This window comes from Microcystis sp. M015S2, assembly GCF_020245945.1.
Lineage (GTDB): Bacteria > Cyanobacteriota > Cyanobacteriia > Cyanobacteriales > Microcystaceae > Microcystis.
The window spans coordinates 1-26,495 of sequence record NZ_JADBTX010000001.1 but is presented as its reverse complement, the minus strand read 5'-3'; the positions used below and the strand labels follow the sequence as shown (position 1 = coordinate 26,495).

Genomic DNA, 26,495 nt, shown 5'->3' with positions numbered 1-26,495 from the left:
ATTTCACGATTCCATAAGCAAAAATTATCACACAAAGTCGAGAAGAGCCTTGGCATTTTCGCCTAAATAGATAATCAGTCTTTGATAACCGGATTTAGTATAACTTTGATAACTTTAGGCGAAGAGTCCTCTTAAATTGGCATTTTGCTACTAATTGATCATACTCAGTCTAGGAGAGCCATAATTTTTAATCCTTTTGATCTGAACTCATCGGCAACAGGCAAGGCCAATAAAGAGCAATCCAGGCCGCTTGCGGGGCGATAATATTCTGAAAATAATCCCTAGCCATCTCCAGTAAACCCTCGCTCATAGCTGACTAGCACAGTAAACCGCCCCCATCAGTCCCACTTGAGCATTAAGGACGATATGGACGGGAATATTGCTTAATAGCTCTGCCATCCGACCTTTAGCCCGAAAAGCCTTCATAAAGCTCCCCTCGGTCATTAGGGGAAGATTTTTGGCCGCAATCCCCCCCGCGATGTATAATCCTCCGTAGGGAAGCAATTTGAGGGCTAAATTGCCCGCCTCCGCACCGTAGGCCTCGACAAAGATTTTCATGGTTTGATAACAGAGATAATCCGAGTTATCTTGGGCAAAACTGGCAATTTTAGCCGCTAAATCCACGGTTTTTTGCGGTTTACCCATTTCTGCTAACCAAGTGCGGTAAATTTCCGCCATGGCTGGTGATGACTGACTATAGTTATTATCGTGGAGAAATCGATAGATAGAAGTGATTCCAGGACCGGAAACCACTCGCTCCACCGAAATGCGCTCGATATTATAGAGTTCCAAGAGATAATTTAATAGTTGATATTCTAAACTCGATCGAGGGGCAAAATCGGCGTGGGAACCCTCACTACCAAACACCCGATATGTACCCTTCGAGACAGGGATCAAAAAACCCTCTCCTAACCCAGTTCCCGCACCGATAACCGCAATCGGGGCCTCTGGTACTGCGGGGGCCGACTGTAGATTGTGCAGCTCCTCTGGGGCTAATCCTAACACCCCATAACCGATCGCCGCAAAATCATTAATTAATTTTACCCGCTCAATCTGCAGCTCGCGGCTTAGGCGATCGCCAGTTAGGGACCAACTTAAATTGGTCAATTCGGAACTATTGTTAACCACTGGACCGGCAATACCGAAACAAGCTTTTGCCACCGGGGGAATAGTGGTTTGTCGGTCCAAAAACTGCTGGACGATCGGCACCAGATCGGGGTATTGTTCACTAGGATAAATTTCTTGATCGAGAGTAGTTAGCAGGGGTTGGGGACTATCCGATGAGTTTTGGCAATCCACTAAACGCAGGATTGTTTTAGTTCCCCCGATATCTCCCCCTAAAAGAATCGTCATGTTGGTTTTCCCTCAGTTTGTCCTCATAATTATAGTTTTTTTACCGCTTCTCCCCAGCAAATTTAAGGGCAGCCGATTCTATACTATAGTTAAAGATGATAATTCCTAAGCCCTAATTAAGGATTGATTAATCGTCGCTCCGGGGTTGGAATGGGGATTTGCCAGAGGACAGAAAGAGGGAGAAATTAGCTTGGGTGTAGAACTTCGCAGTTACGTTTATCTTGACAATTTACAGCTTCAACACGCCGCTTACATCGGTACAGTCGCCCAAGGATTTTTACCCTTACCCGGGGATGCTTCCCTCTGGATTGAAATTTCCCCCGGCATCGAGATTAATCGCATCACCGATATTGCCCTCAAATCCGCCGTGGTTCGTCCGGGGGTTCTATTCGTAGAACGACTCTACGGACTCTTAGAACTCCATTCTAGCAGTCAGGGAGAGGTAAGGGCGGCCGGTCAGGCAATTTTGCAGTATTTAGGCGTTAGTCAGCGCGATTGTCTGAAACCGCAAATTGTTTCTAGCCAAATTATTCGCAACATTGACGCTTACCAAGCCCAATTAATTAACCGTAGTTCTCGGGGTATGATGTTAATGGCAGGACAGACTTTATACGTTTTAGAAGTGCAACCAGCCGCCTACGCTTCCCTTGCCGCTAATCAGGCCGAAAAAGCCGCTTTAATTAATATCCTACACGTTACTTCCGTGGGCAGTTTTGGCCGCTTATATTTAGGGGGAGAAGAACGGGATATTATCGCCGGTTCCCGAGCGGCAGTTTCAGCTTTAGAAAATATTCAAGGTCGAGCTTTTCCGGGTAGCGACAAAAAAGAATAAGCTAATGAAGGCAAAAGGCAGAAGGCAAAAGGCAAGAGGTGGTTAGATATGTCTAATTAGGGTTTGCTGTATACTAAATAGCTGAAAAGGAAATTTCGCCCTATTGGGGAGATTCAAAAATTAGTTCGCCATTATTAAGTTTTTCAACGACTAAATGGCGATAGAGTGTCACTTGCCGGAGGATTTGGTCGGGATTGTTTTTCTTGTTAGAAAACATGATCATTTTAATCGATTCAAATTCTATTCTTGTGATCACACCATCTTTGATCGCTCGTTCAATTTTAACTCGTAAATATTCTAATTCTTGGCTTTCCTCTGGGGTAATTTCCAGACTGTTAGGATGTTCTATTTTCATGATCGATTGTTCTTACCGGCTAACTGATAACTAGATAATCACGGCTATTTTTTCACCCTTTCACGATCGCGCAGAGAGAGTTTCCGTCTGGTTAGAAACGGCCAGATTATTATTTTGGCCGTTATTTTGCGGCAATTGTCCCGAGGCTAAATTCTGCCCCTCTCCCGTAATCAAACGAGCGCCACGACCGCGGGTAAAATAATTCCAACCCCATTGCACCATCACCACTAATTTATTATCAAATTCGATCAGATAGTAAATATGGGCCCAAACCCAGACTAACCAAGCGATGAACCCAGAAAACTTGACAAATCCCAAATCAACCACGGCCGCATTTTGGCCGATCACTGCCAGACTACCTCGATCGATATAATGAAAAGGTTGAATAGTTTGCCCTTTTAGGCGAGAAATTAATAAATTGGCCAGATATTCGCCCTCCTGCATGGCCACGGGGGCAATTCCGGGTAAAGGTTTATCTCCCTGATGGGCAAAATTAGCCAGATCCCCGATCACAAAAATATTGCCATAACCGGCGATACTTAAATCGGGTTCAACGATTACCCGGCCGACGCGATCAAGATTTACCCCGGTTCTTTCGGCCAAAATTCGCCCCATTCTCGATGCTTTGACCCCTGCTGCCCATAAAATTGTCTCGGCGGCGATTTCTGTCGTCTTTTCTCCCTGACGGACCGTGACACAACCTTCAACAATATTGGTAACGATGCTGTTAGTTTGCACTGTCACCCCTAATTTTATGAGAGAAGCGGCAGCTTTAGCGGATAAATCGGGTGAATATGGGGGTAATACCCGATCCATCCCTTCTAAGAGCAAAATTTTCGCTTCTGTGGGGTTAATCTGGTGGAAATCAGACCTAAGCGCACCGTGGGCAATTTCAGCGATCGCTCCTGCTAATTCTACCCCCGTCGGTCCGCCACCGACAATCACAAAAGTTAATAAAGCTTGCCGCTTTTCGGCATCGATTTCTTTCTCGGCCTTCTCGAAAGCGAGATAGATGCGACGACGCATTTCTACTGCGTCTTCAATGGTTTTTAACCCGGGAGCGTAGGGCTGCCATTGATCATTGCCAAAATAGTGATGACTGACTCCCGTGGCAATGACTAACTGATCGTAGGCGATCGGCGGGTGATCTTCCAAGATCACTTCTCCCTTAACCGGCTCTATATCTATGGCATGATCGAGGAGAATATCTGTATTGTCATGACCCCGTAGGATTAAGCGCAAAGGTGAGGAGATATCGGCCGGAGACAGCGCCCCAGTAGCGACTTGATAGAGGAGGGGCTGAAAAAGATGGAAATTTCGCTTATCGATGAGGGTAACATGAACGGGGGCGTTTTTTAGGGCTTTGGCCGTGTATAAACCCGCAAATCCGCCGCCGATGATAACAACTCTTGGCTGTTTTTCAGTCATTGCTTAACAATAATTCATAAATTTTTCCCTAGTGTAGTCCGGATTGTCACAATTTAGCGGTGACAAGCGTTACCGAAAACAGCAGTCTTTAACCTAGAAAAAATATAAATCAGCGCTTTTTTGGCCAGCGCGGAAGGCAAAACCAAAAAAGTACAGGGACTCTGATCTGCTCGAAAAACTTGAAAAGACCGCTACGCCGTTTTACCTAAGTTTATGACCTGGGTTAACCAGGTGGGAACTTATATTCCGCGTTTCTGTTTCCGAGTACAAGCTCGGTTTACTACCACACGAATTGGTTATTCGCTCCCTTATCACAATCAAGCATAGATCAAAAAACTTGAAAGGCAGTCACCAACGTAGAAGCCCGATTTAGTTCGATCATAGCATTTTTTTTTCTCAGAGGCAAGAGGAGAATTATGAATTATGAATTATAAATTATGAATTATGAAGTGGGGAGGTGGGGAGGTGGGGGGTGGGGGGATGGGGAATTATGAATTATGAATTGGGGAAGTGGGGAGATGGGAGAATAAAGCTGCCTATTGCCTATTGCCTATTGCCTATTGCCTATTGCCTATTGCCTATTGCCTATTGCCTATTGCCTATTGCCTCCTGAATCCTAACACCCAACACCTGATCTTGTTTGCTCTCTGAAAGTCTGGGACTACAATAGAGAAAAGTGACAATTTTTGCCAGAGTGATTACCGAGGACTAATAAAGAATGACGGCTATCCTAGGGAAACCTGCCACGCTCAACACTCCGATTCTGCACCGTCTTGCCAATGGTTTAACGATTATTGCCGAAAGTCAACCGGTAGAAGCGGTTAATCTCAATGTCTGGCTGCAGGTCGGCTCGGCCTTAGAATCGGATCAGATCAATGGGATGGCTCATTTTCTTGAACACATGGTTTTTAAGGGAACCCGTAACTTAGACAGTGGTGAATTTGAACGGGCGATCGAATCGAGGGGAGCGGTGACTAATGCCGCTACTAGCCAAGAATACACCCATTATTACATTACCACTGCCCCGCAGGACTTCGCCCATCTGGCCCCGCTGCAGCTAGAAGTGGTTTTAGAAGCTTTAATTCCCGATGAAGCTTTTGAGCGGGAAAGACAGGTTATTTTAGAAGAAATTCGTCGTTCTCAGGATAATCCCCGTCGTCGCACTTTTTATCGCACCATGGAGACCTGTTTTCAAGTTTTACCCTATCGTCGTCCGGTGTTGGGTCCGACGGCAGTGATTGAAAATCTTACTCCTCAACAAATGCGCGATTTTCATCGGACTTGGTATCGTCCCGAATGGATGACGGTGGCAGTGGTGGGTAATTTGCCTGTAGATGATTTAATGGCTATTGTGAGCGATTCTTTAGATACTTTAGGCATTAAGGGCAATTCTGGGCTGATTTCCCATCCTATCGCCAATCTACAGCCCGAAGCTCCTTTTAACGAGATTATCCGTCAAGAATACGAGGATGAAAATTTGCAGCAGGCCCGCTTAATCCTATTTTGGAAAGTGCCGGGGTTGAGAGACTTAGAAAAAACCTATCCTCTCGATGTTTTAGCGGCTATTCTGGGTCAGGGCAAGGTATCGCGATTATTTCAGTCTCTGCGCCAAGAAAAGGGCTTAGTTTCCCAAATAACTGCCAGTAATATGTCCCAAGCAGTGCAAGGAGTGTTTTCCGTGTCGGCCCAATTAGCCTCGGAAAATATCGAGCAAGTGGAGAGGGAGGCCATAGCACAGATTAGACAAATCCAACAGGAAGCCGTGACAGTTTCTGAACTGGAACGAGTCAAAACCCAAGTGGCCAATCGGTTTATTTTTAGCAATGAAAGACCGAGCGATCGAGCTAACCTTTACGGTTATTATCATACTCAGATCGGTGATTTACAACCGGCTTTTTGTTATCCCCAACACATTGAAGCCCTCACTTTAGAGGATATTCAAAATGCCTGTCAAGAGTATTTAAATCCCCACGCTTACGGTGTGGTGGTGGTAAGACCAATTCAGTAATCAGTAAACAACCTATGTGGACTCAAATTGCTCGACATATTGCCCAAACCACGGAAAAACCTTTTGAAATCGAGAAAAGTCGTCCCGTTAGTGGTGGCTGTATCAATCAGGGTTATGCCGTCAGTGGCAATGGTTTAATTTATTTCGTTAAGATTAACCAAGCGAACCAAGAGGCCATGTTTGCCGCCGAAGCTTTAGGATTAAAGCAAATTCACGCTACCAAGACTATCAGGGTTCCGGAGCCAATTTGTTGGGGAATTGCCGATAAATCTAGTTATTTAGTTCTAGAGTGGCTAGAATTCGGCGGTGGCGATAGTCAAAGCTGGGAAAAAATGGGGCGAAATTTAGCTCATTTACATCAAGTTTCCCTATCCGATCGCTTTGGTTGGCATTGTAATAATACCATTGGTTCTACTCCCCAGATTAATACTATTAGTAACAATTGGGCGGATTTTTTCGCTCATCAGCGTATTGGCTATCAATTAAGACTTGCGAAGGAGCGCGGGGGTAATTTTCCCGACGAGGATCAAGTTATTCCCGCTATTAGCGAGATTTTGAGTCAGCATCAACCCCATCCCTCCCTCGTCCATGGTGATTTGTGGTCGGGAAATGCGGCCATTACCGTCGATGGGGAACCGGTAATTTTAGACCCGGCCACCTATTGGGGAGACCGGGAGGTGGATTTAGCCATGACGGAACTTTTTGGCGGTTTTCCGGCGGCTTTTTATCGGGGTTATAACGATGTTTTCCCCCTCGATGCCGGTTATCAAAAGCGCAAAACTCTTTACAATCTCTACCACATTCTCAATCACTTTAATTTATTTGGTGGTGGTTACGCTTCCCAGGCCAACCGGATGTTACAGGAAATTCTTTAAGGGTTTTACTTGTGAATATTTACCGAGGATAAATTATGTCTATTCGAGAAACTACTGTGATTAAAACTCCAGAGACAAAAGTATGGACTAATACAGAATTTATGGCGTTACCTGACGATGGTAGTCGTTACGAATTGGTCAAGGGAGAGTTAGTTAATCTGGGCAATTCTGGGGCTTTACACGGTTATATTGCCATTATTTTAAGTGCTGCTTTATTCGCTTTAGTAACATCTCGAAAACTAGGGGTATTATTGGAATCCAGCACTGCTTTTACTATGAAAAATGGCAATAAACGTTCTCCTGATATAGCTTTTTTTGCTAAGGAACGTCTGCAAGGATTGGAAGAATTGCCGACGGGTTTTTTAGAAGGTGGGCCCGATTTAGTGGTAGAAATTCTCTCTCCGGGGAATACAGTGGCAGAAATCGAGGACAAAATTGCCGAATATTTTGCCAATGGGACTCGTTTGCTCTGGGTTATCAGTCCAGGTCAACACTATGTTTTAGTTTATCGTTCCGGGTACGAACCGCAGGGATTATTAATATCAGGAGATTTTTTGGAGGGGGAAGATGTGGTTCCGGGGTTCACTTTTCCCGTGGCCGATTTGTTTCAAAAACTATCTTTGTGACTCTTTCTTCTCAACAAATCGGCTAATAAATCGGCACTGTCACTAATAGCTAGATGGGAAGCTTGTTGAGCCATGGCGGCCAATTTTTCGGGATTAGACCATAAATCGAGGACTAATTCGCTTAAAAACTGAGCAGTTAACTCATTTTGACGATAAAGATAAGCGGCTTGAGCTTCAGCGAAAACTTGGGCATTATAAAACTGATGGTCTTCGGCAGCAAAAGGATAGGGAATTAAAATCGAAGGCGTACAAGTGATCGCTAATTCTGTTAAAGTGCCGGCACCGGAGCGACTGATAGCCAGATTAGCTCTTTGCCATAGTCCCGCCATGTTGTTGTAAAAAGGCCGGGAAAAATAGTTAGAATGGCGCAAACTATCCGCTTCGGGGTCGTTTTCTCCCGTGAGATGCACGATATAAATGCCTTTTTCTAACCATTGGGGAGCACTTTGTCGCACAAGTTGATTAAGAGCCACGGCCCCTTGAGAACCACCGGCAACGACAATTAAAAAAGCATCCTCTGGAATCGGTAAATCTAGGGACTGGGGAATGAGAAACTGCTCGCGTACTGGTGTACTAACCCAAGTGGTGCGAGTGCCGGGTAAATAGCTGGCGGTTCCCTGAAAACCGAGGGCAACCGTATCACACCAGCGACCGAGAACTTTAGTGACTTTGCCCGGTATGTAGTTAGATTCGTGTAGGATGACGGGAATATTGGCTAAACGAGCCGCTAAAATGGTCGGTCCTGCGATATAACCCCCGGTGGTAAAAACTGCCGCTATCTGACGTTTTTTGATTAAACTACGCACCTGCCAAATGGCCCGCAGTTGACCGAACAGAATCTTGAGAGTTTTTAACCCCAAACGGGTTTGAAATCCCTCAATGGGGATGGTGTGCAGGGGATAGGTTTTTGGAACTAAGGACTGTTCCAGACGGTCTGGAACTCCTAACCATTCAATCTCATAATCTGGCAAGCGCTCGGCCAGGGCCAAGGCGGGAAATAAATGACCACCAGTACCACTAGCGGCAATCAATAGACGGGTTGGAGTGCGTGCCATAATTCGAGAGAGGGTAAATTCAGTCCTAGAATGAAATAATCTACCATAGTTATCGATCCTTACACAAACTATCACTAATGCGTAACTTGAACACAATCCCCGATAAATTTTTTCGTCAATCCCTCAATTTTTCCCTATCGTTGCTGTTAGGTTTGGGGTTAACTTTTGCCCTTGCTACCGGCCTGCGAGCCGAAAAGCCAGAAACTGCTCCAGCTAATTTAAAAACCCTTATCTCCAAAATCGAAACGGCCGCTAATGAGCGAGATATCAAGCAATTAATGGAGTTTTATAGTCCGAAATTTACTAACTCCGATGGCTTGACCTACGAAAAAACTAAAAAGGCTTTAACTCATTTTTGGGAACGTTATAACAATCTACAATACACCACGACTCTCGAATCTTGGAGTCGTTCTGGTGATAAGTTAACGGCCAATACAATTACTAAAATTACCGGGACGGGAAAGGTGCAGGGACGAGTGGTGAGAATGAATGCTACTATTCGTTCTCGTCAACAATTTCAAGGTAATAAACTGGTTTATCAGGAGATTTTAAGCGAGAGAGTTGAGTTAAGCACCGGCAAAAATCCCCCCAGTATTCAAGTGAGAATTCCGGAAAGGGTGAAAGTGGGTGAAGAATTTGATTTTGATGTGATTGTCCGCGAACCTTTAGGGGATGATTTATTGGCCGGAACGGCGATCGATGAAAAAGTAGATATTGAGCGCTATATTAATACAAAGCCTCTAGAATTGGAATTATTACAGTCCGGCGGTTTATTTAAGCGGGTAAAAGCGCCGGCAACACCGGAAAATCGTTGGTTATCGGCGATTTTAATCCAAGGAGATGGGATTGTTGTCGTTACTCAACGGGTTAAGGTAGAAAAGTAATTTTTATCTAAGTAGGGTTTGCTGAAAAAGCTTGTTGGTGGGGTGTGGGGTGTAGGGTGTAGGGTTTTATTCCCCCCTTTCACTCCAAGGGCTGGCACTTTCAGGCAATTTAATCCTTATTTTTGCCGTTTTTGAACCCTCAAAAATTAATTATGCAAGAGGTTTAATAAATACTCTGATTAAGCATAGAGGTGGGAAACATCGCTCGTCCATACTTTAAATTTTGTTAAATTTACTTGACCAAAAGAAGTTGTTAGGGAAGCATCCACGGCATCTAAGCCGCGAGTCATTAAAATCCGCCCGATTCTGGGGGTGTTATGACGAGCATCAAAGGTGTACCATTGATGGTCTAAATAAACTTCAAACCAAGCACTAAAATCCATCGGTAGAGGTTGGGGAGAAATACCGATATCTCCGAGATATCCAGAGGCATAACGGGCGGGAATATTTAAACAACGGCAAAAAGTCAAAGCTAGATGGTTAAAATCGCGACAAACCCCCGTTCTTTCCCGATAGACATCATAGGCGGTTTTCGTCACCCGCGCGTATTCGTAACCAAAACGAATGTGACTATGAACCCAATCACAAACCGCTTGTACCCTTGCCCAACCGGGGGGAGTTTGTCCGAAAAGTTCCCAGGCAATTTCCGAAAGCAAATCTACTTCACAATAACGGCTACTCATTAGGTAGGGAAAAACTTGGGTTGGTAACTCTGTTAAGGGAATTTCTTGGGCATTCCAATTAACGATGTCGGGTTGCCATTCATTCTCGATAACGGCTTCATTGTGAATGCGTATCTGTCCGTCGGGTAAAATTAGACGACTGGTTCGATTACCGAAGCTATCTAAAAATTCTTCTATTTTTGTTGCCGGTTCCACCTGCAAATTTTCCGATTGTCTAACTTGATTTAAAATTGAGGGGTGTAGATAAAGTTTTAACAACATGACCACGGGTAAGGGTGCATCAAAGCCAAATTCATAACCAACATGGATTAACATTAGGACTCCTATCTAAATGAAATTTTGTCAGGATTGGTAGAGATGAAACGCCAATAATCGCCAGATTGAAAAAAGTTAGGCCCGACTACTTAGTTAAAAGTTTGAGGAGAAAGTAATAGCCAGGCTGAAAACCGATAAGCTTTGTACAGAGTTACTTTTATTATAAACCGCCTCAACTAAAAGCTTTGTAACTTTGAAGACAAGCCATCAGGAGGATTAGCTCTATCGAAAAGAGTCTGGGGTGGATGGTTCCTCTAAGAGACGGATTTCAATGGGGATGTAGGCCAGTTTAGCAAAAATCTTTTGTTGATGACTGACGGGCCACCATTCGTAAAGAAAAATTTCTAAAGGTCGCCAGAGGGCCACCCAACCACTAATTAATAATCCTTCTTCTAAGAAGTGAATAAATGTATCGGTGCCAAAACGACTAATTAATTCGCTGAGACTCAAACAAACAAAAAGAAAGGAGAGACCAATTATCAAAGATACGCGTCCCTGTCGCCAAATTGTGCGTAATTTTCTTTGTTCTCCCTGTTGGCGATAGTCAAAATAATTATGTAAAGCTGAGGGTAGCAGATGTCGGGCGGTATTCTGTTCGTTACTAGGAAGATAAAAGACTAATTTAAGGGGGGTATTTAGGGGGAATTCATCCACAGAGTTAATAATATAGTTTTCGGCGTTATCGTCTAAATCTCTATCTAAAAATGGCGAAGGATCGAGAGAATTAAAGACTTGCTGTAACTGATTAAGTTTAATTTCAATTAAGTAAGTTCCTTCCTCCTCTCGATAATAGGATTGTAATTTATTTACCAGTCTAGACATTAGTTATTAAGGTTAAGCAAATGTGGTAAACTGACACAACTAAAATCTACTACCAGAAGTTACTTTATCTTGCTCATACAGGCTGAGAATTGAGCTATCTCTGAGAATATTTTAGCTGTATCAGTCCCAGATCATTAATTTAATTTATCGACCAAAACCAGCGTACCAAAAATAGGTAACCATCGGGATTACTGTGGCTAAAACCAGTAAAACTATCACCCAAATCGTGGCGTTTTTATCGTCAGTTTCTTCTGCGGTAGTAAAAGTACTTTCGATATTAATTGTCGCTACTTCCGGCGGTCCGGGATCCGCTTCTCCAGAAAGTACCGCCGTTAGACGACGACTAGCATCGAGTAAAGCTTGATTATATTTTCCCCCATCTTTGAGGGGAACTGCCATAGTTTCCGAGAGGATACTATCGGCAATAGCATCGGTTAATAGGGGTTTTGCTTCCTCCCCAACCCGCATAGCAGTTTTATTGGTTAAAGTATCAAGGACGATGATAGTTTGATTGGCACGATCTTCGGAGTTAGGATACCATTCTCTCAGGATATCATCGGCTAAATTGTCAATTTTTTGACCGTAATCCAAGCGCCGGACTACCACCATTCTCACTTCCTGTCCGGTTTTTTCGGCGAGATTTTTCAGATCTTTATTTAATTTTCCTTCGTTAGCGGCACTAATGGCCGCAACGGGATCGACCACATAAGTGGGCGCTCCGGGGTTTAAAATGGGGAGGTCATAGACTCCCATGGCAGCAGCCGGTGATAGGGAAACACCCAAGGCTACACAGCAGGAGAGAAGGAGAGAAGCTAATAATTTGAGCATATTGATTCGGTAAAATTCCTATAGAACATAATAGGGGAAAAGTTTACTGTTTTTTGAGTCGGGAGACGGGAAGTGGGGAAGTGGGGAAGTGGGGAAGTGGGGAAGTGGGGAAGTGGGGTGATGGGGAAATTCAACTAATACCCTCAAACCCTAAAACCCCAACACCCAAACCCTTTTAACTGATAACTGATAACTGATAACTGATTATGAGTGATTTTGAGGAACTAGAGTCTAAAAAACGGGAAAAAGCCCTAGAAATGCAGGCCTATCGCGATAATTTGCTCTCACGGGTGACAAGATTACTAATTTCTCAAGATATCCACTTGGCGATCGATCATACCCTAGAACTGCTCTGTCAATTTACCCAGAGTGCGCGCTGTTACATTATTCAATATTCCACCTGTCGTCAGCAGTGGAGTATGGTTTATGAATACTGTCACCCCGACTATCCGCAAGTTATCCCGATTCGGGAACAATCACAAAATCTCTCGACGGAAACCTTTCCCTGGTTTTCTGAACAATTATTAAACGGTATTCCAGTTAAACTGAACTCTTTAGACGATTTACCCGCTACTGCTATCCCTGAAAGAACTATTCTCGCTCATAGTCCTACTCCCTGTCTCTTAATCGTTCCCATGTGGGATAGTTATGGGGTAACGGTGGGTTATCTGGGATTGGATGCAAGTGCAGAAAAGCAATGGACAAGGGAAGATGTCACCTTTGTCCGGTTGCTGGGAGAATTAATTGCGATCGCACAAAGTAGATATGAAGCGGAAAAAGGATTAAAAGAGGCTAAAGAAGCGGCAGTTAAGGCAAATAAAGCTAAAAGTGAGTTTCTAGCTAACATGAGCCACGAATTACGCACTCCTCTTAATGCTATCTTGGGTTTTACTCGCTTAATATCCCGGGATAGCAGCATCAGCAGTGAATATCGCCAATATTTGGAAATTGTCAATCGTAGCGGAGAACATTTATTAGAGTTAATCAACGATATTCTAGAAATGTCGAAGATAGAAGCGGGAAGAACGGTTTTTAATCCTAGTAATTTCGATTTATACGCTCTTTTAGATAATATTGCCGAAATGCTCCGCCCACAAGCGCAGGCAAAAGCTTTAAGCTTAATTTTTGATCGCAGCTCCGATCTGCCTCAATATATATGTACTGATGAAAGTAAATTGCGACAGGTGTTAATCAATCTCTTGGGTAACGGATTGAAGTTTACTGAGTTAGGAGGGGTGACTCTCCGGGTAAAATTAGGGGAGAAAAGAGAAGATTATCAGCGATTGCTCTGGGAAATTGAAGATACAGGCCTAGGAATCGCTCCAGAGGAGATTTATAAGCTATTTCAACCCTTTAACCAAACAGAAACGGGACGAAAATCCCAACAGGGGACAGGATTGGGTTTACCTATCAGTAAAAAATTTGTTGAGTTGATGGGGGGTGCGATCGGAGTTAGTAGTATTCTGGGTCAAGGAAGTATTTTTAGTTTTGATATTCAGGTGGGTTTGGTGGGGGAAAATGAGATTAAAACCGAAACCAATAGGGCAAAAGTTATCGCTTTAGCGGAAAATCAGCCTAAATATCGCATATTAGTCGTCGATGATCGACCGGAAAGCCGTTTGCTGTTGCTGAAACTCCTGACTACCCTAGTATTATCCGTGCAAGAGGCCGCTAATGGTCAAGAAGCGATCGCAATTTGGCAAGCATGGCAACCGCATCTTATCTGGATGGATATGAGAATGCCAGTAAAGGACGGTTACGAAGCAACTAGGGAAATTCGGCGGTTAGAGGCTGATAATCGCGGAAAAACGGTAATAATTGCCCTAACTGCCAGTGCTTTTGAAGAGGATCGCGCTCTGGTTATTGCCGCCGGTTGTGATGATTTCGTGCGTAAACCTTTCCGAGAGGAAGTTATTTGGCAAAAAATGGGCGAATATTTAGGATTAAAATATATTTATGCCGATAATGAGCCAAATCAGCCCAATTATTCGCCAGTTTTCCTCGATTCCCTGCAATCCCTATTAAAATTAATCAGTCCCGACTGGATTAGACAATTGCAACAAGCGGCACGAGAATGTGATGATGAAAAAATTATCGCCCTAACCGCAGAAATTCCCCCCGATTATGCTACCCTTGCCCAAGGTTTACAACAGTTAGCCGGAGAATTTTCCTTTGATGCGATCGAAACCATAATTAAAGATTTAAACATATCTTAAGAGAGTATTTTATCCATACCTCAAAAACGTGATATTCTAAAGGCATAAATCTCTAAATATGGCAATTTTAAAGGATGAAACTGTTAAAAACGCTCATCGGTACTTTCTTAATACTACCGATTTTTTCCGTTCATGCTCAAGTCCCCTCGCTGCCCCCAATTAAGCAAAATTCCCCCAATCTTGGTGATCTACCGAATGATCCCACCCAGCAGAAAAATTGGGTTTGTAACCAAGGAGATCAACGCATTGCCGTGGCTGCCAAAGAAGAGAAAAGTTGGAAAGAATTAATTGAAAAACAAGGTTGGCAATGTCGTGAGGGAAATACCGACATACCCGATAAAACTCTCGGCTTTTCCTGTGAACCAGAACAAACCCTCGGCCTCTTGACAGTTTACTGGTTAAATGGTAGTAATGGTCAACAACAATTAAGCCAATGGCGAGATAAATTAGCAGCACAACAGGGGATGGTTTGTACCATCAATAACGTGCAGTTATTCGATACTCAAGAAAATATACCCAACCCATCAAAACCATGATTAAATTAGCAATTTTACCTCAGTCTATTCTCCTGGGTATCAGTTTATTATTAAATAATTCTCTGCCCTTACTTGCCCAATCTACACCCCTGAGCGTCGATAATTTAAGAAATACCGTCTATAACATTCCTAATCGGGGTTCCGTAATTGTCAGCGATGGTATTTTTCAATCCAATGAGGGACCGATTTTAGGAGTGCAAGTCAGCCGAGAAGCTTTGATGGGGGACTATAATAATGATCAAAGGACTGATGGTATTGTCGTCTTAAGAGTGATTACCAGAGAGCAACAGCAATTACATTATTTAGCCCTAGTGATCGATAATAACGGTAGTGCCACTAACACCGATACTGTCCTGTTAGCCGATCGAGTAATTGTCGATAATCTTAGCACTAAAGATGGTATGATCACCGTCAACATGAGAAGATTTCTCCCCCGGGATCCTTCCTGTTGTCCGTCGGGAGTCATTACCCAACAATTTGCGATTAATTCTAGTATTAATCAATTGACTTTACTGAGTACCAACGAAAGTCAACCCACCACCCCAAATGTGCAGGTAATACCCAGTTCTCCCCTGAGAATTAATAATAATAATCTCCCCTTTCAACCTCCCGCTGGGGCCATCCAAATCCGCTTTTAACCTTGTTTTTGGTGCGTTACGCTGCCCTAACGCACCCTACTGGACTGTTTCAGCTAAAATAGGGCAATAGATTTCGGCTTAAAGTCTTAGATTATAGAATTTCTAGCATTTTTCTAATACACCAAATTAGCTGAAACAATCCACTACCTTTTTGTTTGAGAAAAAATGGACTACAAATATCCCATCCAACGCTGGTATATTGCCGCGACTAATCCCGAAAAAATCGAGGGGTTAGCGCGAGAAATGGGACTATCATCCTTATTAGCAACTATCTTAATTAATCGCGGTATTGATACCCCCGAATTAGCTAAAACTTATATAGATCCTGAAGTGGATACCTTACCCTCTCCCCTGGGAGAATTTCCCGACTTAGAAAAAAGTGTCAATTTATTAGTAAAAGCGATCGCTAGGGGCGATAAAATTGCTATCTGTGGGGACTACGATGCCGACGGCATGACCAGTACATCTTTACTGTTAAGAGCCTTGAGACATCTCGGTGCTAGGGTAAATCATGCCATACCCAGTCGCATGAAAGAGGGATACGGAATTAATCAGCGCATTGTCGAAGAATTTGCCGAGTCGGGAGTCGGATTAATTCTCACCGTTGATAATGGCATTTCCGCTCACGAACCGATCGCCCTAGCGATAGAATTAGGATTAAAAGTTATTATCACCGATCATCACGATCTGCCGCCAATTTTACCGAATGCCTCCGCTATTCTCAACCCAAAATTATTAACCTCTAACTCTCCCTATCAGGGATTAGCGGGGGTGGGAGTCGCCTATATTTTAGCGGTGACAACTGCCCAAAAAATGGGTAAATTACAGGGATTAACCGAGTCATTATTAGCATTATTTACCCTAGGCACTATAGCAGATTTAGCCCCATTAATCGGGGTAAATCGTCGCTGGTTAAAACGGGGTTTAAGAAAATTACCCAAATCTCAATTAGTCGGGATTCAATCCCTGATGCAAATAGCGGGAATTAGCGAGGAACAAAAGCAATTACAACCGGATGATATTGGCTTTAAATTGGGACCGAGAATTAATGCAATTGGCAGAATTGGCGATCCCCAGATAGTTATTGAATTATTAACCACCGATGATGCGGGAATTGCCTTAGAAAGAGCGATGCAGTGCGAACAAATTAATCGTACCCGTCAAGAGTTGTGCGAAAAAATTGAAGAAGAAGCGATTAAATTAGTCGAAGAAACACCGATTCTTTGGCAAAAAGATCGAGTTTTAGTATTAGTCGAAAAAGATTGGCATCATGGGGTAATTGGTATTGTGGCCTCCCGTTTGGTGGAACGCTACGGAGTGCCGGTTTTTATTGGTACTTACGAGGAAGAATATGCTAGTAAAATTCGCGGTTCTGCCAGAGGAATTGAAGAATTTCACGTTTTTGAAGCCCTACAATTTTGCCAAGATTTACTAGGAAAATTTGGCGGTCATAAAATGGCGGGGGGTTTTAGTTTACCCACAGCTAATTTACTAGCATTCAAACAAAGATTAAGTCAATTTTCTCACAAAATTTTACAAATAGAACAATTAAAACCTTTAATTAAAATTGATACTATCATTGACTTTAAACAAATAAACCTGCAACTTTTTCAACAAATTGATAGTTTGCAACCCTGGGGAATTGGCAATGAATTACCCGTTTTTTGGACTCCTAACGTGCGAGTAGTAGAACAGAAAACTATCGGAAAAAATCATTTAAAATTATTGCTGGCTCAAAGGGATGATACCAGAATTAAAGCCCTAGCTTGGCGTTGGGGCGAATATTGTCCTTTACCAACGCGTTTGGATATTGCCTATAAACTCAAAGAAAATACCTGGAATAGTAATACAACCATAGAAATTGAATTAGTGGGAGTACGATTACCCCAAGAAAATGATAATATTAAAAAAGCAATTTTTATGCACGCCGAAAAAATGTATCAATGTAGTTTTTGGGGTGATTTAAACGAGATTCGCATCAAAAATGAACAGGGCGATATTTTAGTCGTGCAGAAAGGGCAGCGCATTGGTTTATTAGGCAAAAATCGGCAACAAGCTAGAGAAGTCAACGTGACTGAACCCCGTTTTTATACTTTAATTAAAGTTGCCATCAAAGCTTTGGCTATCTAGCAACACCTCCAAAAAAAGCGCCTTGACGATGAACCAAACCATAGTGATCAAAATCGGTACTTCCAGTTTGACCGATAATCAAACCGGCCAATTATCCCTCTCCACGATCGCCGCTTTAGTGGAAGTCCTCACCCGGTTGCGCGCTGCCGGTCATCGGGTGGTATTAGTATCTTCCGGGGCCGTCGGGGTGGGCTGCCGTCGTCTGGGAATACAGGAAAGACCGAAAAAAATCGCCCTCAAACAAGCGATCGCCGCCGTCGGTCAAGGTCGTCTGATGCGGATCTATGATGACCTCTTTACCAGTCTTGGTCAACCGATCGCCCAAATTCTGCTGACCCGTCCCGAATTGATGGAACGCACCTGTTATGTCAACGCCTATAATACTTTTCAGGCTTTGTTTGAATTAGGGGTAATTGCCATTGTCAACGAAAATGATACGGTGGCGATCGATGAGTTAAAATTCGGCGATAATGACACTTTATCAGCCCTTGTGGCCAGTTTAATCGAGGCTGACTGGTTATTTATCCTCACCGATGTGGATCGCCTCTACAGTGCCGATCCGCGGCTATTTCCCGAAGCGGCGGCTATTGCCCGAGTTACTCCCGCGCAATTAGCGCAACTATCGATCGATGCCGGTAGTAGTGGCAGTCAGTGGGGGACCGGGGGTATGGCGACTAAATTGGCAGCGGCCCGGATTGCCACCAGCGCCGGGGTAGAAATGGCGATTACTAGGGGACGGCAGCCCGGCAATATCTTAAAAATTATGGCAGGAGAGGCGATTGGAACCCGTTTTGAGGCCCAAAAACGCAGTGATAACGCCCGCAAACGCTGGATCGCCTACGGACTAATGCCCATGGGTAAAATCTATCTCGATGCCGGGGCGATTCAAGCCATTTGTCAGGGGGGAAAATCTCTCCTAGCGGCCGGGATCACCAAAGTGGAGGGGGAATTTAGCGCCTCGGAATCGGTGCAATTGTGCGATCAAGAAGGCCGGGAATTGGCCCGGGGAATTGTTAATTATAGTAGTGAGGAGATCGATCGAGTTAAAGGTCAACATTCCGAGCGTATTGCCAGTTTATTAGGTTATATGGCCGCAGAAACCATCATTCATCGGGATAATCTCGTCATTTTGAGCGCCTCGTCCACTACCTCGACTAATAAGGGATAATTCCGCCACCCAGAGGCGGTCGAGCCAATGCCTTAAATGTAAAGAAATGTCTCAAAAAAACAACAAATTGTTAGACAAGCAAGAGAGTTAGACTGGGGATGTCCCCCGAAGTTCAACCCTGTGAGATTATAAATAAAGCGAAACTCAAAAATGTCTTTATTGCTGTTGGGAGAAACTTAATAATGCGAGACGCGGTAACTAGCCTGATTAGAAAATACGATGTCACCGGACGTTATCTCGATCGAGATGCGATCGATAATCTTAAACAATATTTTGCCTCGGGAACTGCCCGTCTAGCTGCCGCCGCCCTCATTAACGCTAATTCGGCGGCGCTCGTGCGTGGGGCGGCGATTCGTCTATTTGAAGAAGTTCCCGAATTGATCCGCGCTGGGGGTAATGCCTACACCACCCGTCGTTATTCTGCCTGTCTGCGGGATATGGATTACTATCTCCGCTATGCCAGTTATGCCCTAGTAGCTGCTGATACTAATGTTCTAGATGAGCGGGTACTGCAAGGACTGCGGGAAACCTATAATTCCCTCGGTGTCCCCATCGGTCCGACGGTGCGCGGTATCCAAATCATGAGCGAAATGATTCAAGCCATGGCTACTGAGGCGGGTATTGCCGACACCTCTTTGATCGCTGAACCCTTTGATCATCTCACTCGTGAATTAAGCGAAGTCTCTATTTAAATTCAGTTATCAGTTATCGGTTAGGAAAGGCAAGGGGCAACAGGCAAGAGGCAAGAGTATTGATTAATTTGTCTCCTGTCTCCCGTCTCCTGTCTCCTGTCTCCCGTCTCCTGAATTATTAACTCGCCGACGGCGATCGAGCCATTGTTGTAAAATAATCGCCGCCGCTTCCCGATCGATCGCTCCCTTATCCCAAGAGGAAAACTGTTTTTTGGCTTTTAAGAATTCTTCTGCCTCTAGGGACGTGCAACGCTCATCAATGTATTCCAGGGGCAAATCTAAGGCGATGGCTAGTTTCTCGGCGTATTTTTGCACCTGTTTGGCCTGAAATCCCAACTCTCCCGCCATGGTATAGGGCAGTCCCGCCACCAAAATCTTAATATTTCTTTCCTTGACAATTGCCTTAAACTGTGCTAAGTCGGCAACAAAGGAAGAACGGATAATCGTGGTTAAACCGGTGGCGATTAAACCTGTACCGTCACATCCTGCCACTCCTACCCGTTTTTTGCCGATATCCAAGCCCAGGGCGGCGACTCTTTCCATTACACTGGATGCCCCTGATCGGGGGGTTCCGAGGGCGGTTTAACTGGGGGAAGTTCCCCCGGACTGTCGAGGGAGTCCAGGGGGGGATTATTGGGCCATTTTAACCAAGACATCCGACTAGGGATGGGAGTTCGCGGCACCGATTGTAAACCCTGCAGCATTTCTGCTAGGGCGGAATTTTCCGGCTTAGTTTCGCGGATTTTGTGCCATACCGAGCGCGACATCATCAGGGTGTGGGAACTGCGGATCGCTCCCAATTGTTCCAGATATTCCCGTCTTTCGTGCTGATAATCAGCCGATATCAACTCTAGCGATCGAGGGGGATACTTGCGAGCGATCTGGGCCATCTGGATTAATAACTTAGGATAGAGCCAAGTGTAGGCGGGATGGACAATTAATTTCGCTTGATGGGGTCGCTCATCCTGATTAGATAGGATTAATTCAAAATAACCGATCGCCGCTTTTCGTTGTGGTTCAAAAACGTAACCGCGACTAATTTGCGGACCGCCGCACCAACTCTGACAGCGACCGAACAAACTATCAACTAAACTGATTTTAAAATCCTGGATATGGCGATCAAATACCTGACGCAGTAGCGGCGGCATAGACACACAATCCAACTGATAAAGTAATTGAGCGTCAGCATTGCTCACAGGCAGTAAATTCGGTAAATCTGCCTCTTGTTTGCTCAATTCCTGTAATAATTGCGGCGGTAAAGACCAATAGGTTAATTCTGCCAAAGGCTGAAAACCGTGTTGCCGGAAAAGTGCCAAACTGTCCTTTTGATTGATATTAACCTCTAACACCCAGGTGCGGGCTTCCCAAACCGTTTCTAGACAATAACGCAGTAATTGCGCCCCGATGCCCTTGGGTTCGCTTAAAGACTCCGCCGGATGCACCCGCACCTGTTCCACCCGCCAAGTGCTGCGACTACTATTAAAAGGGGTGACTTGGATTGCCCCGCGAATTTTCCTTTCTTCTCCCCGATCCGCCGTAGACTCAGCTACATAGACATGAAAACGGTGTTGGAGAGGATTGGGAAAAAGACTGAGAATTTTAAACAACCCAAACCAAGGACGCACCCGTTGCACCTGCGTGCGGAAATTTTGGGCGCGACGATCGATATCCTCATCGAAGTCATCTAGGGTTAAAGCTTCAATGTCTTCCAAATCCCGATATTGTACGGGACGGATCGGGAGATCCCTAAAATCGTCCCCTTGGGGAACAGGAGAAGTGGTCATGGCTGTGGCGTAAATATCGTCTATGCACCTATCTTACAGCAGAATCTAGAGGCACTTCTGCACCAATAACAATTTCTGACGGCTCAAGGGGGCCCCCGAAAGGACACCTCGATCGGCAGATGAGGTTTTCCGGCCAAATTTCTGATCATGACAATTCGATGCTACAATAACGGACGGTTAATCAGTCCGAATTTGCAGTAAAAGTCTTTGAGTCAATCTGTAGATACCACTAACACCCTAGACACTCTAGCTCAAGAACTAGCCGCCATTCAGCAGACCGGTTCTAAGCGCGTCGCTTTATTGGGTTCCCGTCACGTTCCCATCACACACCAGCAATTGATCGAAATGATGGCCTATGCCCTCGTGCTGGCGGGCAATCGGATTATGACCTCCGGGGCGACGGGAACCAATTCCGCCGTCATTAAGGGGGCAATGCGGGCAGATCCTAATCTGTTAACCGTGATCTTACCCCAAAGTCTCGATCGCCAGCCCCTGGAATCCCAAGAACAACTCCAGCAGGTTATCCATCTGGTGGAATGTCCCGAAAATGACCATCTATCCCTAGGGGAAGCCAGCAGCCTCTGTAATCGCGAGATTATCAATCGTTGTCAACAGTTAATCTGTTTTGCTTTCCACGACAGTCAAACCCTTTTGCAAACCTGCGCGGAAGCGGAAGATCAACGCAAGCTAGTTACCCTATTTTATTTTGACTAAATTCAGCGATGAATCTCTCCGTCAGTGCCATTCTTCTCTATTCGATAGTGGCCGCCGCTATCTCTGTCTATCTACCTTTTCTGCTGGTCGCTTACGCTAGAGCTAAGGTGGGTTACGATACCTCCGCCCCCCGGGCAATGTTCGACCAACTCCCAGACTACGCTAAACGAGCAACTTGGGCCCATCAAAATGGTTTTGAAACCTTTATGATCTATAGTGCCGCCGCTCTCATGGCCTACGTTACAGGAGTCTCCTCCTCCCTGGCTGCTAACTGTGCGATCGCTTTCGTGATCCTCCGGCTTTTATTTTCCCTTTTTTATATCACTAATGTCCCGATCGCTCGTTCCCTGATGTTCGGTCTCGGTTCTCTCTGTACTTATACTCTCTTTGGCTTGAGTTTAATCAAGATTCAGTAGAATTCCCCAAACCCCATGCAGGAGAGTCGAAAAACCCTATAGTTCGGGAGCGGTAAAGAAGTTGCTTAACCCGAACTAAAGTTAATTTTGTTACTGATAAACCGGTAATTTGGGATTATCCACTGATAACAAACCGGTTAAAAGTGAGGCGGGTTTTTGACTATAGGGCCAGGCAAAAGCATGACGAAAAGCCGCGTCTTGACAAGCTTGTAATTGTCGAAAATCGATCACATCTAGGGTGAGTAAATTCTCGTACTCGAAGGGCAGCCGGACATTGTGTAAACCGGCATTATCGGTACAGATAGCAATATCAACCCCCGCTTCAAAACAGCGATCGAAGACTATCTTTAATTGCGATAAACTTTCAAGGGTGCCGGTTTTTAAATAGGTGGTGGGACAGACTTCTAAACATTGATGACGACGGGCAACTTCCGGCAGCAATTCTGGGTATTGTAGGGGAATTTGAATACCGTGACCAATTCTTTGCAGATAGGGCAGTAATTGGGGATAACAACCGTCCTTTGTTTCGTAAAGATGGCCGGTGGTATTTAAACCGTTTTCCCTGGCATAACTGTATAAACCAGCAAATTCCTCTAGTCGAGTTTGGTAGTAGGAATCACCCCCAGCAATATCGATCGCACAGACGTATTCTCTCATCTCTAGGGCAAGATCGACGATCGCTTTGTTGACTTCGTAGGGAAGTCGCGAGTGCATACAGAGAATTTGACTGGTAATAATCGGATATTCGCTCATTTTCGAGGCTTGACCAACGATCTCGACAATCGATCGCATTTGCTCGATTCGCTCTGTTTGGTTCAAATGTTCGTCGGTGCGATAGTAGGGAGTATAGCGCAATTCTAAATAGGCAAGATTCTCGAAGATGTAAGCGCCGCGAATCAGACGATAGATAAAATAGGGCAAAGTTTGGGCGGTTTGAACACTTTCGACGAGGGTGTGTAATTCCAAATACTCATCTAAACTATTGCGTTCGCGGGTGTAAAATTCCTCAAAAGCGGGGTATTCCTGGAATTTGTCCGCTAAATCCCGCTCATGTCTGTGAAAGTAGCGCCAGAGAATTCTCGGTACTACCGATCCCCCTAAATGGCGATGCAAATCTGCGTATAAAGCCACAACTCCGCTGCTCCTTAGTCTCTCAAATGTTCCTTAAATATAACGAAGTTTTACAATTGTTTGACAATTGCTCGCAAATAGTATCAGTACCTAGTCGGTGAACAGTGGGGGGGAGAGGGAATTATGAATTATGAATTATGAATTATGAATTAGACATCGACCTAATATTATCTCAAGACCAAAAGTCTCTCTAGTTAAGGAATCTACCCGAATAAAAATGATTTTAATTGCCTCATATTTTTTCAGTAAAATTGAATTAGCAACGATAGATATACATTCCAGCCATCGAACCAGTTGGTTAGTACACAGGACAAAAGCAAGCTGTGACTAGGTTGTAATTTTTGGAGATGTCTATTATGAATTGGCGAGAAGGAAGGGAGAAGAGAAATGGGAGATGGGGAAAGGGGAGCAGGGGAGATGGAAGCAGGGGAGATGGGAGATGGGGAGATGGCGAGAAAAAAGCTGATGGCTGATGGCTGATAACTGGTAACCGATCACTGATAACTGATAACTGATCACTGCTTAATTATTTGATAGCATGGAGGAAAACCTATAGAGGGTGAAGCGGTATGAGTAACTATAAAGATTCTTCTTCCATGCGCTATTTCTTGGCAGGATTAAAACCCTTTGCCCAACCTTTATTTTGGCTGCCGCTAGGAATATTTTCCTTGGCTCTAATTGGTTTCTCGATATATCAACAGAATCCTGAATGGTTGGGTTCGGTATTAGATACCCCAGGAATGTCCTTGGAGGAACGCGAAATCCAGACTAAGCAGATGACCGATGCTCCTCTCCCCAGTCCTGCAACAATGCCGGCCATTCCTGCCAATAATAATACCGCTCCCCCGAACGAACCGGCCTCGCCGCAGCCTTTTAATCCTTTAAATACTAATCCCAATAACAACCAGAAACCCTCTTTATTCGCCCCGTTAATGCCGCAGACTAAGCAAAATCAGGCACCGAAGGCTAGTAAAACTCTGCAACCGATTCAAGTGCAACCGATTAGTGGCAACAATAGCAATTATCCTTTACAAAGGGAAATCGAAAATCGCTCACGGACTACTAACTTGAATAATTCTCCTAATCTCAACCCCGGGGGCAACCCGAATCAAGTCAACCCCCAGGGAAATTATTCCCCTTATCAACAAAATACTCAGCCCCTACCCTCCTGGAATAATACCAACTCTAACCCGGTCTCCGGCTCTAGCAACCAACCCAACTATTATCAACCCCCCGTATATCAGTCCCCCGTCTACGGCAATCAACCTAACGTCACTGGTTATCCCAATCAGGGAATGGCACCTAACAATAATGGCACCCCCTATCAAGTTCCCCCTCAAAGTACTAATCGAGGCTTCTCCATCCAACAACCCATTAATGCCCGGCCTTCCGGTTACTAGAGGGACTTAGATAGGGTTTGCTGAATAAATCTAAAAACCTTGTTGGATAACATTTTTAGACTTTTTTGAAATCAAAAAGTACCAGTGATTGGAGTGATTGGGGGGAAAATTCAGGGACTTTTTCCCTGAAAATTAGGTAATTGACCGCCTGAAAATGGGTAAAACCCTACACCCCACACCCCACACCCCACACCCTACCCCCACCAACAAACTTTTTGCCGCAAACCCTAGATAGGAGCTTGCAGGAAGTCTAATAAAATCGGATTAACTATTTCTGGGGCTTCATCCTGGGGACAGTGGCCTAAACCGGCTAAGGGGATAAACTGTTTGACTGTCGGGAATCTTGCTAATTCCCGGCCCAAGGACAAGGGTTCCCAGGGATCTTCGCTACCCCAAAGCAGAATAGCTGGACAGGGGAGAATCGGCAGCAGGTCTTCTGGGAGTGGGCCGCCAGAATAACCGGTAAAAGCGAGGAAAACCTCGATCGCTCCCTGATCTCTGGCGGGTTTTAGGATTATTTCTACTAATTCCTCCGTTACCGCTTCCGAGCGCCCATAAGCTTGCAGGAGAATTTTACGCACTGTCTGGGGTTTAGCGATCTGTTGGAAGAAAAAAGCCCCAATTGCTTTATTTTTGAGAATTATTTGGGCAATATCCGCGCCTAAACGACGATACCAAGGTAATTTCCCCCGTTTTCTTTCGTGCAGTAGTCTGAGGGAACAATTAATCGCCGCCACCCCAAGGACAAAATCGGGATGATCGACGGCAGCCTGCATAATGGCCACACAACCGATGGAATTACCCGCCAAAAAAGCGGGACCCCCCACCACTTCCCGACAAAAATCGGCAATCTGCGCCCCCCAAGTCTCGAAAGTGTAATCGATCTCCTTTTGCGGTTCGGGTTTGTCGGAACCGCCAAAACCAATTAAATCTAGGGCAAAACAGCGACATTTTTCGCCTAAAACGGGGATATTTTTCCGCCAATGTCCCCAAGATGCCCCAAATCCATGCACAAGCACGATCGCAGGTCCCGTCTCCCCCGCACATTGATAGGTGATTTTGAATCCCCGCCAATGCCAAATTTTTGCCTGTGTCTCTAATCCTAGAATTTGTTGCATATTTTTGTTTATCTGTAAAGTATTTGTTGCTTTTCTTAATATATACTGTCAGGTTAACTGGCGGCTTAACTAATCGTCTGGGGATGATGCCAAATCCCGTCATAGTTCATCTCAAATGAACCCAACAACCGCCAATTATGATGAACCCTGGAAAGAAGTATTAAGTCACCTAGAAAACGGGTTTCTTGAAGAAACCCATTTTCTGTGGGGTTTTTTGCGGAAAGTAGGTTAAAGGGGTAAGGTCATAACAATCCTTTGCCAAAACCGACTTCTCAGAATATAATAGAGAAGAGTAGTCATTCATCGCTCAGATTAGTTAAGATGATATTACATGACTAATAATATTGACCATGATCGCTTATTTAAGGAGTTAATCTCGACCTTTTTTGTCGAATTTATTGAGTTGTTTTTTCCTCAATTGATCGATTATTTAGATAGGGACTCGATTACTTTTTTAGACAAAGAAGTATTTACCGATGTCACGGAAG

At 44.5% G+C, this 26,495-nt stretch carries 26 protein-coding genes, 1 other RNA gene and 1 pseudogene; 15 read left to right on the top strand and 13 right to left on the bottom strand.

All coding sequences use genetic code 11. The features are described from left to right. Nucleotides 1-187: 187 nt before the first annotated feature. Both IM473_RS00140 and IM473_RS00135 read right to left on the bottom strand, forming a co-directional pair. Nucleotides 188-310 carry a hypothetical protein gene (locus IM473_RS00140; RefSeq protein ID WP_287657512.1) on the bottom strand — a complete coding sequence of 41 codons (123 nt, stop codon included), beginning with the start codon at nt 308-310 and terminating at the stop codon, nt 188-190. After that, complete coding sequence (locus IM473_RS00135; RefSeq protein WP_287657511.1) at nt 307-1,353, bottom strand: glucokinase; 1,047 nt, start codon at nt 1,351-1,353, stop codon at nt 307-309. The genes IM473_RS00140 and IM473_RS00135 overlap by 4 nt, the downstream gene beginning before the upstream one ends. 190 nt (nt 1,354-1,543) lie before the next feature. Between IM473_RS00135 and ccmP the strand changes: the two genes are divergently transcribed. After that, nucleotides 1,544-2,185, top strand: coding sequence for a beta-carboxysome protein CcmP (gene ccmP, locus IM473_RS00130; protein ID WP_002766539.1), 642 nt, complete (start codon nt 1,544-1,546; stop codon nt 2,183-2,185). 100 nt (nt 2,186-2,285) lie between these two features. Here the strand turns inward: ccmP and IM473_RS00125 are convergent, their stop codons facing one another. The 3 genes from IM473_RS00125 to ssrS all read right to left on the bottom strand — a co-directional run bounded on the left by IM473_RS00125 (nt 2,286) and on the right by ssrS (nt 4,337). Continuing rightward, complete coding sequence (locus IM473_RS00125; RefSeq protein WP_287657510.1) at nt 2,286-2,540, bottom strand: hypothetical protein; 255 nt, start codon at nt 2,538-2,540, stop codon at nt 2,286-2,288. A gap of 60 nt (nt 2,541-2,600) precedes the next feature. Then, nucleotides 2,601-3,968 carry an NAD(P)/FAD-dependent oxidoreductase gene (locus IM473_RS00120; protein ID WP_287657509.1) on the bottom strand — a complete coding sequence of 456 codons (1,368 nt, stop codon included), beginning with the start codon at nt 3,966-3,968 and terminating at the stop codon, nt 2,601-2,603. 181 nt (nt 3,969-4,149) lie between these two features. Continuing rightward, nucleotides 4,150-4,337, bottom strand: a non-coding RNA gene (gene ssrS, locus IM473_RS00115) — 6S RNA. Between the two features lie 349 nt (nt 4,338-4,686). Between ssrS and IM473_RS00110 the strand changes: the two genes are divergently transcribed. The 3 genes from IM473_RS00110 to IM473_RS00100 are packed head-to-tail and all read left to right on the top strand — an operon-like array spanning nt 4,687 to nt 7,477. Then, a complete protein-coding gene (locus IM473_RS00110) occupies nt 4,687-5,976 on the top strand; it encodes a M16 family metallopeptidase (RefSeq protein WP_287657508.1) in 1,290 nt (429 codons plus the stop codon). Nucleotides 5,977-5,990: 14 nt separating this feature from the next. Then, nucleotides 5,991-6,851 carry a fructosamine kinase family protein gene (locus IM473_RS00105; RefSeq protein WP_287657506.1) on the top strand — a complete coding sequence of 287 codons (861 nt, stop codon included), beginning with the start codon at nt 5,991-5,993 and terminating at the stop codon, nt 6,849-6,851. A 35-nt stretch (nt 6,852-6,886) separates the two neighbouring features. Next, nucleotides 6,887-7,477 (top strand): Uma2 family endonuclease, encoded by a 591-nt coding sequence (locus IM473_RS00100; RefSeq protein ID WP_287657504.1) that lies wholly within the window; start codon nt 6,887-6,889, stop codon nt 7,475-7,477. On the opposite strand, the gene murG is transcribed toward IM473_RS00100, so the two are convergent. Further along, nucleotides 7,459-8,532, bottom strand: a complete 1,074-nt coding sequence (murG, locus tag IM473_RS00095) for an undecaprenyldiphospho-muramoylpentapeptide beta-N-acetylglucosaminyltransferase (RefSeq protein ID WP_287657503.1) — start codon at nt 8,530-8,532, stop codon at nt 7,459-7,461. The genes IM473_RS00100 and murG overlap by 19 nt on opposite strands. A gap of 77 nt (nt 8,533-8,609) precedes the next feature. Here murG and IM473_RS00090 point away from each other — a divergent pair, with 77 nt between their 5' ends. Continuing rightward, nucleotides 8,610-9,416 (top strand): DUF8623 domain-containing protein, encoded by an 807-nt coding sequence (locus IM473_RS00090; RefSeq protein ID WP_287657501.1) that lies wholly within the window; start codon nt 8,610-8,612, stop codon nt 9,414-9,416. A gap of 179 nt (nt 9,417-9,595) precedes the next feature. On the opposite strand, the gene IM473_RS00085 is transcribed toward IM473_RS00090, so the two are convergent. From IM473_RS00085 to psb32, 3 genes are all read right to left on the bottom strand, one after another. Continuing rightward, nucleotides 9,596-10,414 carry a transglutaminase-like domain-containing protein gene (locus IM473_RS00085; RefSeq protein WP_287657500.1) on the bottom strand — a complete coding sequence of 273 codons (819 nt, stop codon included), beginning with the start codon at nt 10,412-10,414 and terminating at the stop codon, nt 9,596-9,598. A gap of 222 nt (nt 10,415-10,636) precedes the next feature. Next, entirely contained in the window at nt 10,637-11,236 is a 600-nt protein-coding gene (locus IM473_RS00080; protein WP_287657499.1) for a hypothetical protein, read from the bottom strand. Nucleotides 11,237-11,380: 144 nt separating this feature from the next. Then, nucleotides 11,381-12,064 carry a photosystem II repair protein Psb32 gene (psb32, locus tag IM473_RS00075; protein WP_287657498.1) on the bottom strand — a complete coding sequence of 228 codons (684 nt, stop codon included), beginning with the start codon at nt 12,062-12,064 and terminating at the stop codon, nt 11,381-11,383. Between the two features lie 206 nt (nt 12,065-12,270). Between psb32 and IM473_RS00070 the strand changes: the two genes are divergently transcribed. The 6 genes from IM473_RS00070 (at nt 12,271) to apcB (ending at nt 19,444) form a co-directional block, all read left to right on the top strand. After that, entirely contained in the window at nt 12,271-14,280 is a 2,010-nt protein-coding gene (locus IM473_RS00070) for a GAF domain-containing hybrid sensor histidine kinase/response regulator (protein ID WP_287657496.1), read from the top strand. A gap of 74 nt (nt 14,281-14,354) precedes the next feature. Then, nucleotides 14,355-14,816, top strand: a complete 462-nt coding sequence (locus tag IM473_RS00065) for a hypothetical protein (protein ID WP_287657495.1) — start codon at nt 14,355-14,357, stop codon at nt 14,814-14,816. After that, on the top strand, nt 14,813-15,454 hold the full coding sequence (locus IM473_RS00060; protein WP_287657493.1) for a hypothetical protein: 642 nt from the start codon (nt 14,813-14,815) through the stop codon (nt 15,452-15,454). The genes IM473_RS00065 and IM473_RS00060 overlap by 4 nt, the downstream gene beginning before the upstream one ends. A gap of 165 nt (nt 15,455-15,619) precedes the next feature. Next, entirely contained in the window at nt 15,620-17,584 is a 1,965-nt protein-coding gene (recJ, locus tag IM473_RS00055; protein WP_287657491.1) for a single-stranded-DNA-specific exonuclease RecJ, read from the top strand. Between the two features lie 28 nt (nt 17,585-17,612). Then, nucleotides 17,613-18,752, top strand: a complete 1,140-nt coding sequence (gene proB, locus IM473_RS00050) for a glutamate 5-kinase (RefSeq protein WP_287657489.1) — start codon at nt 17,613-17,615, stop codon at nt 18,750-18,752. A gap of 182 nt (nt 18,753-18,934) precedes the next feature. Continuing rightward, nucleotides 18,935-19,444, top strand: a complete 510-nt coding sequence (gene apcB / locus IM473_RS00045; RefSeq protein WP_502845919.1) for an allophycocyanin subunit beta — start codon at nt 18,935-18,937, stop codon at nt 19,442-19,444. A gap of 63 nt (nt 19,445-19,507) precedes the next feature. Here apcB and ruvX read toward each other — a convergent pair whose 3' ends face one another. Then, the gene (gene ruvX, locus IM473_RS00040; RefSeq protein WP_287657487.1) at nt 19,508-19,987 is read right to left on the bottom strand and encodes a Holliday junction resolvase RuvX; all 480 of its coding nucleotides are present in this window, start codon (nt 19,985-19,987) and stop codon (nt 19,508-19,510) included. Then, complete coding sequence (locus IM473_RS00035) at nt 19,987-21,228, bottom strand: GNAT family N-acetyltransferase (protein ID WP_287657486.1); 1,242 nt, start codon at nt 21,226-21,228, stop codon at nt 19,987-19,989. The genes ruvX and IM473_RS00035 overlap by 1 nt, the downstream gene beginning before the upstream one ends. A 207-nt stretch (nt 21,229-21,435) precedes the next feature. Between IM473_RS00035 and IM473_RS00030 the strand changes: the two genes are divergently transcribed. Continuing rightward, nucleotides 21,436-21,942: a hypothetical protein gene (locus IM473_RS00030; RefSeq protein ID WP_002741066.1), complete on the top strand. Its 507-nt coding sequence runs from the start codon at nt 21,436-21,438 to the stop codon at nt 21,940-21,942. An 8-nt stretch (nt 21,943-21,950) separates the two neighbouring features. After that, on the top strand, nt 21,951-22,358 hold the full coding sequence (locus IM473_RS00025; protein ID WP_002783727.1) for an MAPEG family protein: 408 nt from the start codon (nt 21,951-21,953) through the stop codon (nt 22,356-22,358). A 90-nt stretch (nt 22,359-22,448) separates the two neighbouring features. On the opposite strand, the gene IM473_RS00020 is transcribed toward IM473_RS00025, so the two are convergent. Further along, complete coding sequence (locus IM473_RS00020; RefSeq protein WP_287657485.1) at nt 22,449-23,489, bottom strand: adenosine deaminase; 1,041 nt, start codon at nt 23,487-23,489, stop codon at nt 22,449-22,451. Nucleotides 23,490-24,058: 569 nt separating this feature from the next. Here IM473_RS00020 and IM473_RS00015 point away from each other — a divergent pair. Beyond that, nucleotides 24,059-24,889: a hypothetical protein gene (locus IM473_RS00015; RefSeq protein ID WP_287657483.1), complete on the top strand. Its 831-nt coding sequence runs from the start codon at nt 24,059-24,061 to the stop codon at nt 24,887-24,889. Between the two features lie 227 nt (nt 24,890-25,116). On the opposite strand, the gene IM473_RS00010 is transcribed toward IM473_RS00015, so the two are convergent. Continuing rightward, complete coding sequence (locus IM473_RS00010; protein WP_287657481.1) at nt 25,117-26,007, bottom strand: alpha/beta fold hydrolase; 891 nt, start codon at nt 26,005-26,007, stop codon at nt 25,117-25,119. Between the two features lie 331 nt (nt 26,008-26,338). Here IM473_RS00010 and IM473_RS00005 point away from each other — a divergent pair. Next, a pseudogene (locus IM473_RS00005) lies at nt 26,339-26,495 on the top strand (flagellar assembly protein H); the annotation flags it as partial.

Coding starts and splice junctions, on each gene's coding strand:
- IM473_RS00125 (WP_287657510.1), bottom strand. CDS start 2,540: ATGAAAATAGAACATCCTAACAGTCTGGAAATTACCCCAGAGGAAAGC.
- IM473_RS00080 (WP_287657499.1), bottom strand. CDS start 11,236: ATGTCTAGACTGGTAAATAAATTACAATCCTATTATCGAGAGGAGGAA.
- apcB (WP_502845919.1), top strand. CDS start 18,935: ATGCGAGACGCGGTAACTAGCCTGATTAGAAAATACGATGTCACCGGA.
- IM473_RS00105 (WP_287657506.1), top strand. CDS start 5,991: ATGTGGACTCAAATTGCTCGACATATTGCCCAAACCACGGAAAAACCT.
- psb32 (WP_287657498.1), bottom strand. CDS start 12,064: ATGCTCAAATTATTAGCTTCTCTCCTTCTCTCCTGCTGTGTAGCCTTG.
- IM473_RS00140 (WP_287657512.1), bottom strand. CDS start 310: ATGAGCGAGGGTTTACTGGAGATGGCTAGGGATTATTTTCAGAATATT.
- proB (WP_287657489.1), top strand. CDS start 17,613: ATGAACCAAACCATAGTGATCAAAATCGGTACTTCCAGTTTGACCGAT.
- IM473_RS00110 (WP_287657508.1), top strand. CDS start 4,687: ATGACGGCTATCCTAGGGAAACCTGCCACGCTCAACACTCCGATTCTG.
- IM473_RS00015 (WP_287657483.1), top strand. CDS start 24,059: ATGAGTAACTATAAAGATTCTTCTTCCATGCGCTATTTCTTGGCAGGA.
- IM473_RS00035 (WP_287657486.1), bottom strand. CDS start 21,228: ATGACCACTTCTCCTGTTCCCCAAGGGGACGATTTTAGGGATCTCCCG.
- ruvX (WP_287657487.1), bottom strand. CDS start 19,987: ATGGAAAGAGTCGCCGCCCTGGGCTTGGATATCGGCAAAAAACGGGTA.
- IM473_RS00135 (WP_287657511.1), bottom strand. CDS start 1,353: ATGACGATTCTTTTAGGGGGAGATATCGGGGGAACTAAAACAATCCTG.
- IM473_RS00065 (WP_287657495.1), top strand. CDS start 14,355: ATGAAACTGTTAAAAACGCTCATCGGTACTTTCTTAATACTACCGATT.
- IM473_RS00100 (WP_287657504.1), top strand. CDS start 6,887: ATGTCTATTCGAGAAACTACTGTGATTAAAACTCCAGAGACAAAAGTA.
- IM473_RS00060 (WP_287657493.1), top strand. CDS start 14,813: ATGATTAAATTAGCAATTTTACCTCAGTCTATTCTCCTGGGTATCAGT.
- IM473_RS00025 (WP_002783727.1), top strand. CDS start 21,951: ATGAATCTCTCCGTCAGTGCCATTCTTCTCTATTCGATAGTGGCCGCC.
- IM473_RS00090 (WP_287657501.1), top strand. CDS start 8,610: ATGCGTAACTTGAACACAATCCCCGATAAATTTTTTCGTCAATCCCTC.
- IM473_RS00010 (WP_287657481.1), bottom strand. CDS start 26,007: ATGCAACAAATTCTAGGATTAGAGACACAGGCAAAAATTTGGCATTGG.
- IM473_RS00085 (WP_287657500.1), bottom strand. CDS start 10,414: ATGTTAATCCATGTTGGTTATGAATTTGGCTTTGATGCACCCTTACCC.
- IM473_RS00070 (WP_287657496.1), top strand. CDS start 12,271: ATGAGTGATTTTGAGGAACTAGAGTCTAAAAAACGGGAAAAAGCCCTA.
- IM473_RS00120 (WP_287657509.1), bottom strand. CDS start 3,968: ATGACTGAAAAACAGCCAAGAGTTGTTATCATCGGCGGCGGATTTGCG.
- murG (WP_287657503.1), bottom strand. CDS start 8,532: ATGGCACGCACTCCAACCCGTCTATTGATTGCCGCTAGTGGTACTGGT.
- recJ (WP_287657491.1), top strand. CDS start 15,620: ATGGACTACAAATATCCCATCCAACGCTGGTATATTGCCGCGACTAAT.